Source organism: Enterobacter cloacae complex sp. HYC033_NIDB (assembly GCF_056673335.1).
Map to the genome: position 1 here is coordinate 2,614,866 of NZ_CP115123.1, position 14,741 is coordinate 2,629,606.

At 57.5% G+C, this 14,741-nt stretch carries 12 protein-coding genes; 10 read left to right on the top strand and 2 right to left on the bottom strand.

All coding sequences use genetic code 11. The features are described from left to right. Positions 1-5 precede the first annotated feature (5 nt). The 9 genes from flgD to flgL all read left to right on the top strand — a co-directional run bounded on the left by flgD (position 6) and on the right by flgL (position 9,027). The gene (gene flgD, locus O1721_RS12465; protein ID WP_003857994.1) at positions 6-716 is read left to right on the top strand and encodes a flagellar hook assembly protein FlgD; all 711 of its coding nucleotides are present in this window, start codon (positions 6-8) and stop codon (positions 714-716) included. 26 nt (positions 717-742) lie between these two features. Next, positions 743-1,951 carry a flagellar hook protein FlgE gene (gene flgE, locus O1721_RS12470; protein WP_015570832.1) on the top strand — a complete coding sequence of 403 codons (1,209 nt, stop codon included), beginning with the start codon at positions 743-745 and terminating at the stop codon, positions 1,949-1,951. 20 nt (positions 1,952-1,971) lie between these two features. Next, positions 1,972-2,727, top strand: a complete 756-nt coding sequence (locus O1721_RS12475) for a flagellar basal body rod protein FlgF (protein ID WP_003857990.1) — start codon at positions 1,972-1,974, stop codon at positions 2,725-2,727. Positions 2,728-2,738: 11 nt separating this feature from the next. After that, positions 2,739-3,521, top strand: a complete 783-nt coding sequence (gene flgG, locus O1721_RS12480) for a flagellar basal-body rod protein FlgG (protein WP_000625853.1) — start codon at positions 2,739-2,741, stop codon at positions 3,519-3,521. Positions 3,522-3,578: 57 nt separating this feature from the next. After that, complete coding sequence (gene flgH / locus O1721_RS12485; protein WP_003857987.1) at positions 3,579-4,277, top strand: flagellar basal body L-ring protein FlgH; 699 nt, start codon at positions 3,579-3,581, stop codon at positions 4,275-4,277. 12 nt (positions 4,278-4,289) lie between these two features. Beyond that, the gene (locus O1721_RS12490; RefSeq protein ID WP_017384733.1) at positions 4,290-5,387 is read left to right on the top strand and encodes a flagellar basal body P-ring protein FlgI; all 1,098 of its coding nucleotides are present in this window, start codon (positions 4,290-4,292) and stop codon (positions 5,385-5,387) included. Beyond that, on the top strand, positions 5,388-6,341 hold the full coding sequence (gene flgJ / locus O1721_RS12495; protein WP_017384732.1) for a flagellar assembly peptidoglycan hydrolase FlgJ: 954 nt from the start codon (positions 5,388-5,390) through the stop codon (positions 6,339-6,341). A 75-nt stretch (positions 6,342-6,416) separates the two neighbouring features. Then, on the top strand, positions 6,417-8,057 hold the full coding sequence (gene flgK / locus O1721_RS12500; RefSeq protein WP_032647982.1) for a flagellar hook-associated protein FlgK: 1,641 nt from the start codon (positions 6,417-6,419) through the stop codon (positions 8,055-8,057). A 16-nt stretch (positions 8,058-8,073) separates the two neighbouring features. Continuing rightward, positions 8,074-9,027, top strand: coding sequence for a flagellar hook-associated protein FlgL (gene flgL / locus O1721_RS12505; protein WP_032647984.1), 954 nt, complete (start codon positions 8,074-8,076; stop codon positions 9,025-9,027). Between the two features lie 75 nt (positions 9,028-9,102). Here flgL and O1721_RS12510 read toward each other — a convergent pair whose 3' ends face one another. Beyond that, positions 9,103-10,314: an MFS transporter gene (locus O1721_RS12510; RefSeq protein WP_032647986.1), complete on the bottom strand. Its 1,212-nt coding sequence runs from the start codon at positions 10,312-10,314 to the stop codon at positions 9,103-9,105. 94 nt (positions 10,315-10,408) lie between these two features. On the opposite strand from O1721_RS12510, the gene O1721_RS12515 reads away from it, so the two are divergent. After that, the gene (locus O1721_RS12515) at positions 10,409-11,362 is read left to right on the top strand and encodes a LysR family transcriptional regulator (protein WP_032650005.1); all 954 of its coding nucleotides are present in this window, start codon (positions 10,409-10,411) and stop codon (positions 11,360-11,362) included. 40 nt (positions 11,363-11,402) lie between these two features. Here the strand turns inward: O1721_RS12515 and rne are convergent, their stop codons facing one another. Beyond that, a complete protein-coding gene (rne, locus tag O1721_RS12520; protein WP_032647988.1) occupies positions 11,403-14,519 on the bottom strand; it encodes a ribonuclease E in 3,117 nt (1,038 codons plus the stop codon). Positions 14,520-14,741 lie beyond the last annotated feature (222 nt).

Sequence of the window (14,741 nt, forward strand, 5' to 3'; positions counted from 1 at the left end):
CACGCATGTCCATCGCCGTAAACGTGAATGACCCGACAAATACCGGCGTCAACAGCACCAGCAGTGCGACCGGTTCCAGCTCTCTCACCGGGAGCAATGCCTCCGATTTACAGAGCAGCTTTCTGACCCTGCTGGTGGCGCAGCTGAAAAATCAGGACCCGACCAATCCGATGCAGAACAACGAACTGACCACGCAGCTTGCGCAGATCAGTACCGTCAGCGGCATTGAGAAACTGAACACCACGCTCGGCTCGGTCTCCGGTCAAATCGATAACAGCCAGTCCTTGCAGGCCGCCAACCTGATCGGTCACGGGGTGATGATCCCGGGGACCACGATTCTGGCGGGCACCAGCACTACCGATGGCACGTCCACCACCACCACGACGCCGTTTGGCGTTGAGTTGCAGCAGCCGGCCGACAAAGTCACCGCCACAATCAAAGACGCCAGCGGCAACGTGGTGCGCACGATTGAGATTGGCGAGCTTAAAGCGGGCGTTCATACCTTTACCTGGGATGGCAGCCTGACCGACGGCACTAAAGCGCCTAACGGCTCGTATCAGGTTGCGATTAGCGCCAGCAACGGCACCACTCAGCTGGTGGCTCAGCCGCTACAGTTTGCCCTGGTTCAGGGCGTCATCAAAGGTAGCGATGGCAACAAACTGGATTTGGGTACCTCCGGTACCACCACACTCGACGAAGTTCGGCAGATTATCTAAGCCTTCATACTTATCAGGAGTAAGTCATGGCCTTTTCTCAAGCGGTCAGCGGCCTGAATGCTGCGGCCACCAACCTGGACGTCATTGGCAACAACATCGCCAACTCCGCGACCTATGGTTTTAAATCCGGTTCTGCGTCTTTTGCAGATATGTTTGCAGGCTCTAAAGTGGGCCTGGGCGTGAAGGTTGCGGGTATCACCCAGGACTTCACCGACGGGACGACCACCAACACCGGTCGCGGTCTGGACGTCGCCATCAGCCAGAACGGTTTCTTCCGTATGGTGGATGCCAACGGTTCCGTGTTCTACAGCCGCAACGGCCAGTTCAAGCTGGATGAAAACCGTAACCTGGTGAACATGCAGGGGCTTCAGTTAACCGGTTATCCGGTTGCCGGCACGCCGCCTACGGTGCAAACCGGTGCGAATCCGCAGGCGATCTCCATCCCAACGACGCTGATGGCGGCGAAGTCCACCACCACTGCCTCTCAGCAGATCAACCTGAACTCCACCGATACCGCGCCAACCGTCGCCTTCGATCCGTCCAACCCTGACTCTTACAACAAGAAAGGCACCGTGACGGTGTTTGACAGCCAGGGTAATGCGCACAACATGAACCTGTTTTATGTCAAAAACGAGACGCCAGCTAACTCCTGGAAGGTGTATTCGCAGGACGGCAGCGTAGCGGGAGATGCAGCGAAACTGGCAACCACGCTGACCTTTAACGAGAGTGGTGTGCTGACGGGTGGCGATGATATCAAGATCACAACGGGCACCGTTCCGGGCGCGACGCCAGCCACGTTTGACATGAGTTTCGCCAACTCCATGCAGCAAAACACCGGTGCGAACAACATCGTGGCGACGAGCCAGAACGGCTATAAGCCGGGCGATCTGGTGAGCTACCAGATCAACGATGACGGTACCGTTGTCGGTAACTATTCGAACGAACAGACCCAGGTGCTGGGCCAGATCGTGCTGGCAAACTTCGCCAACAACGAAGGCCTGAAATCCGAAGGGGATAACGTCTGGTCTGCCACGCAGTCTTCCGGGGTTGCCCTGCTGGGAACCGCGGGTTCCGGTAACTTCGGCACGCTGACTAACGGTGCGCTGGAAGCCTCCAACGTCGATCTGAGTAAAGAGCTGGTGAACATGATCGTCGCGCAACGTAACTACCAGTCCAACGCGCAGACCATCAAAACCCAGGATCAGATCCTCAACACGCTGGTTAACCTGCGTTAAGCAGCTGACGGGAAAGCGCAATGGATCACGCAATATATACAGCGATGGGCGCAGCAAGCCAGACGCTCAATCAGCAGGCTGTTACCGCCAGCAACCTTGCGAACGCTTCCACGCCAGGTTTTCGTGCGCAGCTCAACGCGCTGCGTGCGGTGCCGGTAGAAGGGCTGTCATTGCCCACGCGTACGCTGGTCACCGCCTCCACGCCGGGCGCCGACATGACGCCAGGTCAGATGGATTACACCGCGCGTCCGCTGGACGTTGCCCTTCAGCAGGACGGCTGGCTGGCGGTGCAAACGGCTGACGGCGGGGAAGGGTATACCCGCAACGGTAATATCCAGGTGAGCGCCACCGGGCAGCTGACGATTCAGGGGCATCCGGTGATGGGCGAAGCCGGTCCGTTGACGGTGCCGGAAGGGTCAGAGCTGACCATTGCGGCAGACGGGACGATCTCGGCGTTAAACCCGGGTGACCCGGCGAACACCGTTGCGCCTGTCGGTCGTCTGAAGCTGGTGAAAGCCGAAGGCAACGAAGTGCAGCGTGGCGATGACGGGATGTTCCGTCTGACCCAGGCGGCGCAGGCCACGCGTGGCGCCACGTTACAGGCCGACCCGACCATCCGCGTGATGTCCGGCGTGCTGGAAGGCAGTAACGTCAAACCGGTGGAAGCCATGACCGACATGATCGCCAGCGCCCGCCGCTTCGAAATGCAGATGAAAATCATCAGCAGCGTCGATGAAAACGCAGGCAAGGCTAACCAACTTCTGGCTATGAGTTAACAGGACTCCCTATGATCAGTTCTTTATGGATCGCGAAAACCGGTCTGGACGCACAGCAAACCAATATGGATGTGATTGCCAACAACCTGGCAAACGTCAGCACCAATGGTTTCAAGCGCCAGCGTGCGGTTTTCGAAGATTTGCTTTATCAAACGATTCGTCAGCCAGGGGCGCAGTCTTCTGAGCAAACCACGCTGCCGTCCGGTCTGCAAATTGGTACCGGCGTGCGCCCGGTCGCCACCGAGCGTCTGCACAGCCAGGGCAACCTGTCCCAGACCAACAACAGTAAAGACGTTGCCATTAAAGGTCAGGGTTTCTTCCAGGTGCAGCTGCCTGACGGGACCTCCGCCTATACCCGCGATGGTTCGTTCCAGGTGGATCAGAACGGCCAGCTGGTGACGGCGGGCGGTTTCCAGGTTCAGCCTGCGATCACCATCCCGGCGAACGCGCTGAGTATCACCATTGGTCGTGACGGCATCGTCAGCGTCACTCAGCAGGGTCAGGCCGCGCCGGTCCAGGTTGGACAGCTCAACCTGACCACCTTCATGAACGATACCGGACTGGAAAGCATCGGCGAGAACCTCTACACCGAAACGCAGTCTTCCGGCACGCCAAATGAAAGTACCCCGGGCCTGAACGGGGCGGGGCTGCTGTATCAGGGGTATGTGGAAACCTCGAACGTTAACGTGGCGGAAGAGCTGGTGAATATGATCCAGGTCCAGCGCGCCTATGAAATTAACAGTAAAGCAGTGTCGACGACCGACCAGATGCTGCAAAAACTGACGCAACTCTAAGGTGTAGCCCGGTGCGGTAAACGTCGCACCGGCTCCCTGTTTTCGAAGATGAAGGCAATGCAAAAAAACGCGGCGTTTCGTTATCCGATCCTGACTGTTCTGGCCGTTACCCTCAGCGGGTGTGCCTGGATCCCGTCTAAACCATTGGTACAGGGTGCGACTACCGCCCAACCCGTTCCCGGCCCCGCGCCGGTGGTGAACGGCTCTATTTTCCAGACCGCGCAGCCGATTAACTACGGTTATCAGCCGCTGTTTGAAGACCGTCGTCCGCGTAACGTTGGCGATACGCTGACCATTGTGTTGCAGGAAAACGTCAGTGCGAGTAAGAGCTCGTCCGCGAACGCCAGCCGCGACGGCAAAACCAATTTTGGCTTCGACACCGTGCCGCGCTATCTGCAAGGGCTGTTCGGCAACGCCCGTGCGGATGTGGAAGCCTCCGGCGGCAACACCTTTAACGGTAAAGGTGGTGCGAACGCCAGCAACACCTTCAGCGGAACGCTGACGGTTACGGTTGACCAGGTTCTGGTGAACGGCAACCTGCACGTGGTGGGCGAAAAACAGATCGCCATTAACCAGGGTACGGAATTCATTCGCTTCTCCGGTGTGGTTAACCCTCGCACTATCAGCGGCACCAACACCGTACCGTCCACCCAGGTGGCGGATGCGCGCATTGAGTACGTCGGCAACGGCTACATTAACGAAGCGCAAAATATGGGCTGGCTGCAACGCTTCTTCCTTAACTTATCGCCGATGTAAGCGAGGTGACCTATGTATAAATTTCTCTTCGCCGTGGCGCTGTCGCTGGTCGCTACCGTTGCGCAGGCCGATCGCATACGCGATCTCACCAGCGTGCAGGGCGTGCGCGAAAACTCGCTGATTGGCTACGGCCTGGTGGTGGGGCTGGATGGGACGGGTGACCAGACGACCCAGACGCCGTTCACCACCCAGAGCCTGAACAATATGCTCTCGCAGCTCGGTATTACCGTACCGGCCGGGACCAACATGCAGCTGAAAAACGTGGCGGCCGTGATGGTGACCGCGTCTTATCCGGCCTTTGCGCGTCAGGGGCAGACCATCGACGTGGTTGTCTCGTCGATGGGTAACGCCAAAAGCCTGCGCGGCGGTACGTTGCTGATGACGCCGCTGAAAGGCGTCGACAGCCAGGTGTATGCTCTGGCGCAGGGCAACATTCTGGTTGGCGGAGCAGGCGCGTCGGCGGGCGGCAGCAGCGTGCAGGTGAACCAGCTGAACGGGGGACGTATTACCAACGGCGCGATCATCGAACGTGAGCTGCCGACCCAGTTCGGCACCGGCAACACCATTAACCTGCAACTGAATAACGAAGACTTTACGATGGCGCAGCAGATCGCTGACACCATCAACCGCAGCCGGGGCTACGGCAGCGCCACCGCGCTGGATGCCCGTACCGTGCAGATCCGCACGTCAACCGGCAGCAGCAACCAGGTGCGGTTGCTGGCCGATATCCAGAATATGGAAGTGAACGTGCCGGTGCAGGATGCGAAAGTCATTATCAACTCCCGTACCGGCTCGGTGGTGATGAACCGCGAAGTGACGCTGGACAGCTGCGCCGTGGCGCAGGGCAATCTCTCCGTCACGGTTAACCGCTCGGCCAACGTCAGCCAGCCGGATACCCCGTTTGGTGGCGGTCAGACGGTAGTGACCCCGCAAACGCAGATTGATTTACGACAGAGCGGCGGTTCGTTGCAGAGCGTGCGCTCCAGCGCCAACCTGAACAGCGTGGTGCGTGCTCTGAATGCGCTGGGTGCAACGCCAATGGATCTGATGTCCATTCTGCAATCCATGCAAAGTGCAGGCTGCCTGCGCGCCAGACTGGAAATCATCTAAATGCTGACCGATAGCAAACTGTTGACCAGTGCCGCCTGGGATGCCCAGTCGCTCAACGAGCTGAAAACCAAAGCGGGCAAGGATCCGGCGGCGAATATCCGCCCGGTTGCCCGTCAGGTGGAAGGCATGTTCGTACAGATGATGTTGAAAAGCATGCGTGAAACCCTGCCGAAAGATGGCATGTTCAGCAGTGATTCCACGCGGCTTTACACCAGCATGTACGATCAGCAGATTGCCCAGCAAATGACCGCCGGAAAGGGGCTCGGCCTGGCGGACATGATCGTGAAGCAGACCGCAGCCGCTCAGGGGCTCCCGCCTGAAGAGGCCCCGCCGCAGGTGCCGCTGAAGTTTGATCTCGAAAAGGTGACCAGTTATCAAAATCAGGCGCTGACGCAGATGGTGCGTAAGGCGATGCCGAAACCGGCAGAAACGCGTGACGAGCCGCTCTCCGGCGACAGCAAAGACTTCCTGGCCCAGCTCTCCCTGCCGGCGCGTCTTGCCAGTGAAGAGAGCGGCGTGCCGCACCATCTGATTCTGGCGCAGGCGGCGCTGGAGTCGGGCTGGGGGCAACGTCAGATCCGCAGGGAGAACGGTGAGCCGAGCTTCAACATCTTTGGCGTGAAGGCCACCTCCAGCTGGAAAGGGCCGACCACCGAGATCACCACCACCGAATATGAGAACGGTGCGGCAGTGAAGGTGAAAGCCAAATTCCGCGTCTACAGCTCGTATCTGGAAGCGTTGTCGGATTATGTCGGGCTGCTGAGCCGGAATCCGCGCTACACCGCCGTGACCCAGGCCGCCACGCCAGAGCAGGGCGCTCAGGCATTGCAGAATGCTGGCTACGCGACCGATCCAAACTATGCGCGCAAGCTGACCAGCATGATCCAGCAGCTGAAATCCATGTCTGAGAAGGTCAGCAAAGCGTATAGCACAGATCTCGAAAATCTGTTCTGAAAGTTCTCAAGTCCCGGTGGAGGTTGCCGATAACCTTCATCAGGACTCGTGTCTGAACGTATAAAAGGAACCCCCATGTCCAGTTTGATTAACAGCGCCATGAGTGGCCTCAGTGCTGCGCAGACGGCACTCAATACCGTCAGTAATAATATTTCAAGCTACAACGTGGCAGGTTATACCCGCCAGACCACCATTCTGGGGGCATCAAACAGCACCCTGACCGGCGGTGGCTGGGTGGGTAACGGGGTCTATGTCTCCGGTGTTCAGCGTGAATATGATGCGTTTATCACCAACCAGCTGCGCGCGGCGCAGAACCAGAGCAGTGGGCTGACCACGCGCTACCAGCAGATGTCAAAAATTGACGACGTGCTTTCTGATACCACGAACTCGCTTTCTGCCAACCTCCAGGATTTCTTTAAAAGCCTGCAAACGCTGGTGAGTAACGCAGAAGATCCGGCTGCTCGCCAGACGGTACTCGGGAAGGCGGATGGTCTGGTAAACCAGTTTAAAACCAACGATCAATATCTCCGCGATCAGGATGCGCAGGTCAATACGGCGATTTCTACCAGCGTCGATCAGATCAATAACTACGCGAAACAGATTGCCAATCTTAACGATCAGATCTCCCGGCTGACTGGCGTCGGTGCGGGCGCATCCCCGAATGAACTGCTCGATCAGCGCGATCAGCTGGTGAGTGAACTGAACAAGATTGTCGGTGTGGACGTCACCGTACAGGACAGCGGCACCTACAACATCTCTATCGCCAACGGTTACACCCTGGTACAGGGCAGCAACGCCAGCCAGCTGGCGGCGGTGAAATCCAGTGCGGACCCAGCGCGTACAACAATTGCGTATGTGGATACCGCAGCGGGCAACGTGGAGATCTCAGAAAAACAGATCACCACGGGGTCGCTTGGTGGGCTGTTAACGTTCCGTTCTCAGGATCTGGATCAGGCGCGAAACACCCTTAACCAGATGGCGCTGGCGTTTGCGGATGCCATGAATACCCAGCACCAGGCTGGCTTTGATGCCAACGGGGATGCAGGCGGCAAGCTGTTTGATTTTGGCTCGCCGGCAGTGCTGAGTAACGGTAAAAACACCGGAAGCGCGTCCGTTACGGCCACGATGACGGACAGTACAAAGGTCCAGGCGACAAACTATAAAGTTGAGTACAACGGTACTGACTGGACAATCACGCGTCTGTCGGACAATACCAGCTTCACGGCCAAGCCTGACGCCAGCGGTAATCTGTCGTTTGATGGTCTCAACGTTAAGATTAGCGGCTCAGCCGATAATAAAGACAGTTTCATCGTCAAACCGGTGAATGACGTCATTGTGAATATGGACGTAGCGATCAGCGACGAATCCAAACTGGCGATGGCCTCCGCGAAAGGAAGCGGTGAAAGCGACAATACCAATGGCCAGAAGCTGCTGGATTTACAGAGCGCCAAATTGGTGGGAGGGAACAAAACCTTTAACGATGCTTATGCCGCGCTGGTCAGTACGGTGGGCAGCACCACGGCGTCGCTGAAAACCAGCAGCGAAACCAAAGTTAACGTGGTGACGCAGCTGACCAAACAACAGCAGTCAATCTCCGGGGTTAACCTGGATGAAGAGTATGGCAACCTGCAACGCTATCAGCAGTACTATCTGGCGAATGCGCAGGTGCTGCAAACGGCGAGCACGCTGTTTGATGCATTGATCAATATCCGCTAAGGCTGAGGCATAAAAAATGCGTATTAGTACTCAAATGATGTATGAGCAAAGCATGCGCGGCGTGACGAACTCCCAAAGTCTCTGGCTCAGCTACGGCGAGCAGATGTCTACGGGGAAGCGTATCAACCGTCCGTCTGACGATCCGATTGCCGCCTCGCAGGCCGTTGTGCTCTCTCAGGCTCAAACGCAAAACAGCCAGTATGCGCTGGCACGCTCCTTCGCTACGACGAAAGTCTCGCTGGAAGAGAACGTGTTATCGCAAGTGACAACCACCATCCAGGCTGCTCAGGAAAAGATTGTCAATGCGGGCAACGGTACGTTAAGTGACGATGACCGCGCTTCGCTGGCCACGAACCTGCAAGGTATTCGCGATCAGCTCATGAACCTGGCTAACAGCACGGACGGTAACGGTCGCTATATTTTTTCCGGTTACAAGACCGAAGCGGCGGCTTTCGACCAGGCGACGGGTGATTATAAGGGCGGCGGAACGCCAATCAGCCAGCAGGTTGACTCCGCGCGCACGATGCAAATTAGCCATACGGGCACTGAAGTTTTCGATAGCTTCACCAGCAATGCCAAGCCAGAGCCAGATGGTAGTGCGCCGGAAACGAATTTGTTCAAGATCCTCGACTCCGCAATTGAAGCGTTGAATACGCCGATTGGGGAGGACGAAACGAAAGCCGAGGCGTTTACGGCGGCTATTGATAAAGCCAACCGTGGCCTGAGCAACTCCCTCAACAACGTGCTGACCGTGCGCGCCGACCTCGGCATCAAGCTGGATGAGCTGGGCAAGCTGGACGCTCTGGGTGAAGACCGCGCGCTGGGTCAGACGCAGCAGATGAGTAACCTGGTTGACGTGGACTGGAACTCGGTGATTTCGTCCTACACCATGCAGCAGGCGGCGTTGCAGGCCTCGTATAAAGCCTTTAGCGATATGCAGGGTATGTCTTTGTTCCAGATGAACAAATAAGACTCTGACCTGTTTGACATGTCTTGAAACTGGGCATGTTTTGACTGCCCAACCCGTCCGGGTTGGGCATTTTTTTTACACACGTTCTGCCTGTGCGGACAGCACCCGGGCGCTTTCAATCACTCTGATAGCCAGCGCAATGGCACCACACAGGGTTGCCAGAGCCACCACGCCAGACCAGCCTGCCAGCGTATAGATATTGCTGCCTAATGCCGAGCCCAGCGCCATTCCGATGAAAATGACGGTAAACAGCAGGGCGTTCAGGCGTCCGCGGGCCTGCGGCTCAAGGCTGTAGACCAGGTTCTGGTGGGCCACGAGGCTGGACTGCAAGCCGAGATCGAAACCGACCGCGGAGAGGGCAATCAGGATCAACTGACCGTGTACACCCAGTGCCGGCATCATGAACATCAGGGCAAACGAGAGGGTCACCAGCGCGGCACCCAGCTGGGTCACTTTACCTGCGCCCAGCTTATCGGCAAGACCACCCGCCAGCGGTGCGGCCAGCGCGCCAGCGGCTCCGGCAATACCAAATCCACCCGCTACGGCGCTGCCAAGGTGATACCGTTCCAGCAGCATGACCGCCAGCGTTGACCAGAATGCGCTAAAGGCAATCGACAGAAAACCCTGAGCCAGCGCCGCGCGACGCAGTGCCGGGTAACGACGCCACAGGTGCTCCATGGAACGCATCAGCGCGGGATAGCTCAGCGTGGAGTGAATAGCAAAACGTGGGAGTACGGCCCACATCACCGCGCCGACAAAGGCAATGCTTGCAGCAGCCAGCTGATACATCACCCGCCAGCCAAAGGCCTCACCCACCACGCCGCTCACGGTTCTGGAGAGCAAAATCCCCAGCAGCAGGCCGGTCATCACCGTGCCGACCGTTTTTCCCTGTTTGCCTTCCGGCGCGAGGATCGCTGCGGCCGGGACAATATCCTGCGCCATGGTGGCGGCCATGCCAATCAGCAGGCTGGTGAGCAGCAGGGAGTGCAGTTGTCCGGTCAGGCTACAACCCAGCAGGAACAGCGCCAGGGCCGCACTTTTTATCAGGATCAGCGTTCTGCGGTCATGACGATCGCCGAGCGGGAGCAGAAACAGGATGCCCAGGGCATAACCCGCCTGGGTGAGCGTCGGGACCATGCCCATGCCTTCGATGCTCAGATGCAGGTCTGAGCCCATCAGCGGCAGAAGAGGCTGGGCATAATAGATGGATGCCACGCTAAAGCCCGCACCGAGCGCCAGCATTAAGATTACCCAGCGGCTTACGGCCCGGGTGGTGGTTGTGTTCATAAGATGTTCCTCATTCGTCGTGTGCGGCTATTTTTTATCAGTACGCCTTGCGACGGTAGCGGGCGCGGTGGTAAAACGCTTATACGTGTGGCGTATGGGTAAAAATGGTATGAAAAGGTCTGAGCGTATAGATCGGGTAGAACTGATGCGAACGTTTGTTCGCATTGTGGAGGCGGGGTCTCTTTCTGCGGCGGCACGTCAGCTGGCAACAACCCAGGCCACGGTGAGCCGACGGTTGCAGTCGCTTGAGACCATGCTGGGAGTACGCCTGATGCTGCGCACAACCCATACGACCCGGCTGACCGATGACGGCGAACGCTGCTATCAGCATGCCCGACGGGTGATTGACAGCTGGCTGGCGCTGGAAGACGAGGTAGGGCAGACGGAAGATGAACCGGTTGGGGTGCTGAGGGTGCGCGCCCCGCACGCGTTTGGCCAGGATCAGCTTCTGAAACCGTTAACCGAATTTTTACAGCGCTATCCCCAGCTTTCTGTTGAGTGGATGCTCAACGATCGCTCGGTTGATTTCCTCGGCGACAACCTTGACTGTGCTATTCGGGTGGGTGTGGAAGTCGATCCGGCAACCGTGTCCGTGCTGCTGGCTGAAGTGCCGCGCTCGGTGGTGGCTTCACCGGAATTACTGGCCCGTTATCCCGCGGTTAAAACGCCGGAAGATTTGCAGCAGCTTCCCTGGATCGCCATCAGCTCTTTTTATCAACGCCATGTGGAGCTTTTCCACGATGCATCATCCGCCCCGGCGCGGGTTACCATTACGCCACGCCTGAGTACAGACAGCCTGTATGTGGCGCGCAATACGGCACTCACCGGGCTTGGCGTGGCGGTGGTATCCAGCTGGACGGTACAGGATGATATTCAGGAAGGAAGACTGGTGCATCTACTGCCAGAGTGGCTGCCGGCAGCGTTACCGGTACATCTGGTTTACCCCTGGTCTCGTTATTATCCGGCGCGCTTGCGGCGTTTTCTGGAGCTGATGCGGCAGATAATGCCGGAGGTCACCGGGATGAGAAAGCCCCTGCAACAGCCATAAAAAAGCCGACCCGAAGGTCGGCTTTCAGTCTTAGCGTGCGTTATTCAACAGGCTGAGGACGGGTCGCTGGCGCAGTAGCCATGTGCGTTGCACTGTGACCACCGGCAGCACCTTTGCCTTCGAAGTTGAATGCCGGACGAACCCAGTCGCTATGGCGTGGCGCTTCAGGTACATACTCAGGTGCCGGGGCGCGAGTCATCGGCGCGGTAGCAACGTGAGCAGGCGCTGGAGCGGCAACGACCTCAACCGGCTCGGATTTCACTTCAGCCTCATTGACCTCTTCGACAACAGGCTCAACCTGAATCTCGACGTCCTGAACAACCTCTTCCGTCACCGTTTCGACGGCAACGTCTGCGGGCTCTTCTGCTGCGGAGACTGGTTCAGCTTCCTCCGCGACTTCTTCAGCCACCACGGTATCTTCTTCGGCAATGATCTGCGGGGCGGCATCAACCGGCGCAGCAATCACTTCAGGATGGGTCGTTTCCACTTCCACAGCCTGCGGTGCCACCGTGTCAACAACTTGCGGTTCAACCACGGTTGCCGCTTCAGTCACGACGTCTTCCACCGCTGCTACCGGTGCAATCACCTCTTCGGTCACAGCCTGTTCTTCAACAGCCTGCTCCGGGCGAGCAACCGGATAACGGATCCAGACTTTACCGGATGCCATCTCAGGTGACGCGCACGCCACGGTCAGCGGCATTGGTGACTGAGTCGGGTAACGCTCGTCACGGTAACGACGACGACGCTGACCGCTCACGCGCAGATGACGCGGAGAACGACGGGAGCGACGCGGCATACCTGCGTTGTCACGGTTTTCGCTGCTTTCGTCCTGCTCAACCTGATTTTCCACGACGGCTGGCAGGTCAACTTTTGCAACCTGGGTACCCGTTGTGCTTTCTGCTGCTTCAACCGCGATAACGTCGTTTTCTTCCGTCTGAACAGCACCCACACGTACTTTCTGGGTCAGCTGACGCTGCTTACGACGCGGCATAACCTGAGTACGCTCTTCCTGCTCCGTGTCCTGCTGTTCAACAGGCGCTTCGCGGTTCAGGTTTTTGACTTCCTGCTGGGCCTGGCGTTTCTCGTCGTTACGACGACGGTTACGCTCGCGGCGAGGTTGCTGCTCGTCACGCTGTTTGCTCTTCTCGGACTCATCGCCCGCCTGCTGGCGAATCTCACGATCTTCAACGTTCTGCTGTTGCTTCTCGCGACGGTTGCGACGGTTGTCCTCGCGTTGTTCACGACCTTCGTTGTTCTCGGAACGATTATCACGGCGCTCGTTACGATCGCTACGGTCGTTGCGGTCATTACGATCGCGACGATTGTTCTGACGCTTACGACGGTCCTGCTGACGCTCTGGTTTCGCTTCTTTTGGCGCTTCTTTCGGCTGCTCAGGCTGAACTTCTTCGCCAGCAAACATTTTTTTCAACGCGCCGAAGATGCGGCTCAGGAGACCCGGCTGCTCAGGCTGCGCTTTTGGCGCGGCAGGGGCCGCCTTTTGCACGGCAGGTTTTGCCGCTGGTTTTTCCAGCGTCGCTTCCGGCGGGGCTTCCGGCATGATGAAGGTTGCTAATGCAGGCTGCTCAGGCAGTTTACGCTCGGCAGGCTCTTCATCCGATGGCAGTGCCATTTCTTCTTCATGCAGCTTCGGTAGCAGGTAGCTGAGGGTGCTTGTCTCTTCGCCTTTACGCACGCGCAGCACGTGATAGTGCGGGGTTTGCATCTCGTCGTTTGGCACGATGATGCAGCGAACACCGCCCTGACGCGCTTCAATTGCGCTTACCGCTGCACGTTTTTCGTTCAGCAGGTAGGAGGCAATCGGCACCGGAACGATGGCGTGAACCTCTTTGGTGTTCTCTTTCAGCGCTTCTTCTTCAATCAGACGCAGAATAGAGAGGGAGAGCGATTCATTGTCACGCACGGTACCCGTACCGGAACAGCGCGGGCAGACGTGATGGCTGGACTCGCCGAGTGACGGGCTCAGACGCTGACGGGACATTTCCAGCAGGCCGAAGCGCGAGATATGGCTAATCTGGATACGTGCGCGATCCTGGCGCACCGCTTCACGCAGACGGTTTTCAACCGCACGCTGGTGGCGAACCGGGGTCATGTCGATGAAGTCGATAACAATCAGACCACCCAGGTCGCGCAGGCGGAGCTGGCGGGCGATTTCATCAGCGGCTTCAAGGTTGGTGTTGAAGGCGGTCTCTTCGATGTCGCCGCCACGGGTTGCACGCGCGGAGTTGATGTCGATAGCGGTCAGCGCTTCGGTGGTATCAATTACGATAGAACCGCCTGACGGCAGACGCACTTCACGCTGGAAGGCAGACTCGATCTGGGATTCAATCTGATAATGGCTGAACAGCGGGATTTCACCGGTGTACAGTTTAATTTTGCTGGTGAAATCCGGGCGACCCAGCGCGGCGATGTGCTGGCGAGCCAGCTCAAGCACTTTCGGGTTATCAATCAGAATTTCACCGATGTCCTGACGTAGATAATCACGGAAGGCACGCACAATAACGTTGCTTTCCTGGTGGATCAGGAACGGAGCAGGACGGCTCTCAGCCGCTTTCTTGATGGCTTCCCAGTGCTTCAGACGGAAGCTCAGGTCCCACTGCAACGCTTCGGCAGATTTGCCGACGCCTGCGGTGCGCACGATAAGGCCCATGCCGTCTGGCAGCTCGAGACTTGCCAGCGCTTCTTTCAGCTCGGTACGGTCATCGCCTTCGATACGGCGAGAGATGCCACCCGCACGCGGGTTGTTTGGCATCAATACCAGATAGCTTCCTGCCAGGCTGATAAAGGTGGTCAGTGCGGCACCTTTGTTGCCACGCTCTTCTTTATCGATCTGGACGATAACTTCCTGACCTTCACGCAGAACATCTTTAATGTTCGGACGGCCATGGGAGTTGTAGTTTGCAGGAAAATATTCGCGGGCGATTTCTTTGAGAGGAAGGAAACCGTGACGCTCAGCACCGTAATCGACAAATGCAGCTTCAAGGCTTGGTTCAATGCGGGTGATTTTGCCTTTGTAAATGTTCGCTTTTTTCTGTTCGTGTCCAGGACTTTCGATATCCAGATCGTACAGGCGCTGCCCATCCACAAGGGCGACACGCAACTCTTCTTGCTGAGTTGCGTTGATTAACATTCTTTTCATCGTAACTTACTCGTTATTCTTACATTGACGACAAAGCTGCGGGCAAGGTGACGCTTTCCGGGGTATGAACCGATGGCCTCGTGTCTATTCACGTCGCCAACCTCACGGTTGTCGCTCGCTTAAGAGGCGCAGAGTGTCGGTTGCCTGTGTTTCATACGGAAACACAGCGCAATTATCAGGGGAATTGCCTGGGAAAACTCTCCAGAGAACAATCCTTATACC

Coding starts and splice junctions, on each gene's coding strand:
- flgD (WP_003857994.1), top strand. CDS start 6: ATGTCCATCGCCGTAAACGTGAATGACCCGACAAATACCGGCGTCAAC.
- flgE (WP_015570832.1), top strand. CDS start 743: ATGGCCTTTTCTCAAGCGGTCAGCGGCCTGAATGCTGCGGCCACCAAC.
- O1721_RS12475 (WP_003857990.1), top strand. CDS start 1,972: ATGGATCACGCAATATATACAGCGATGGGCGCAGCAAGCCAGACGCTC.
- flgG (WP_000625853.1), top strand. CDS start 2,739: ATGATCAGTTCTTTATGGATCGCGAAAACCGGTCTGGACGCACAGCAA.
- flgH (WP_003857987.1), top strand. CDS start 3,579: ATGCAAAAAAACGCGGCGTTTCGTTATCCGATCCTGACTGTTCTGGCC.
- O1721_RS12490 (WP_017384733.1), top strand. CDS start 4,290: ATGTATAAATTTCTCTTCGCCGTGGCGCTGTCGCTGGTCGCTACCGTT.
- flgJ (WP_017384732.1), top strand. CDS start 5,388: ATGCTGACCGATAGCAAACTGTTGACCAGTGCCGCCTGGGATGCCCAG.
- flgK (WP_032647982.1), top strand. CDS start 6,417: ATGTCCAGTTTGATTAACAGCGCCATGAGTGGCCTCAGTGCTGCGCAG.
- flgL (WP_032647984.1), top strand. CDS start 8,074: ATGCGTATTAGTACTCAAATGATGTATGAGCAAAGCATGCGCGGCGTG.
- O1721_RS12510 (WP_032647986.1), bottom strand. CDS start 10,314: ATGAACACAACCACCACCCGGGCCGTAAGCCGCTGGGTAATCTTAATG.
- O1721_RS12515 (WP_032650005.1), top strand. CDS start 10,409: ATGGGTAAAAATGGTATGAAAAGGTCTGAGCGTATAGATCGGGTAGAA.
- rne (WP_032647988.1), bottom strand. CDS start 14,519: ATGAAAAGAATGTTAATCAACGCAACTCAGCAAGAAGAGTTGCGTGTC.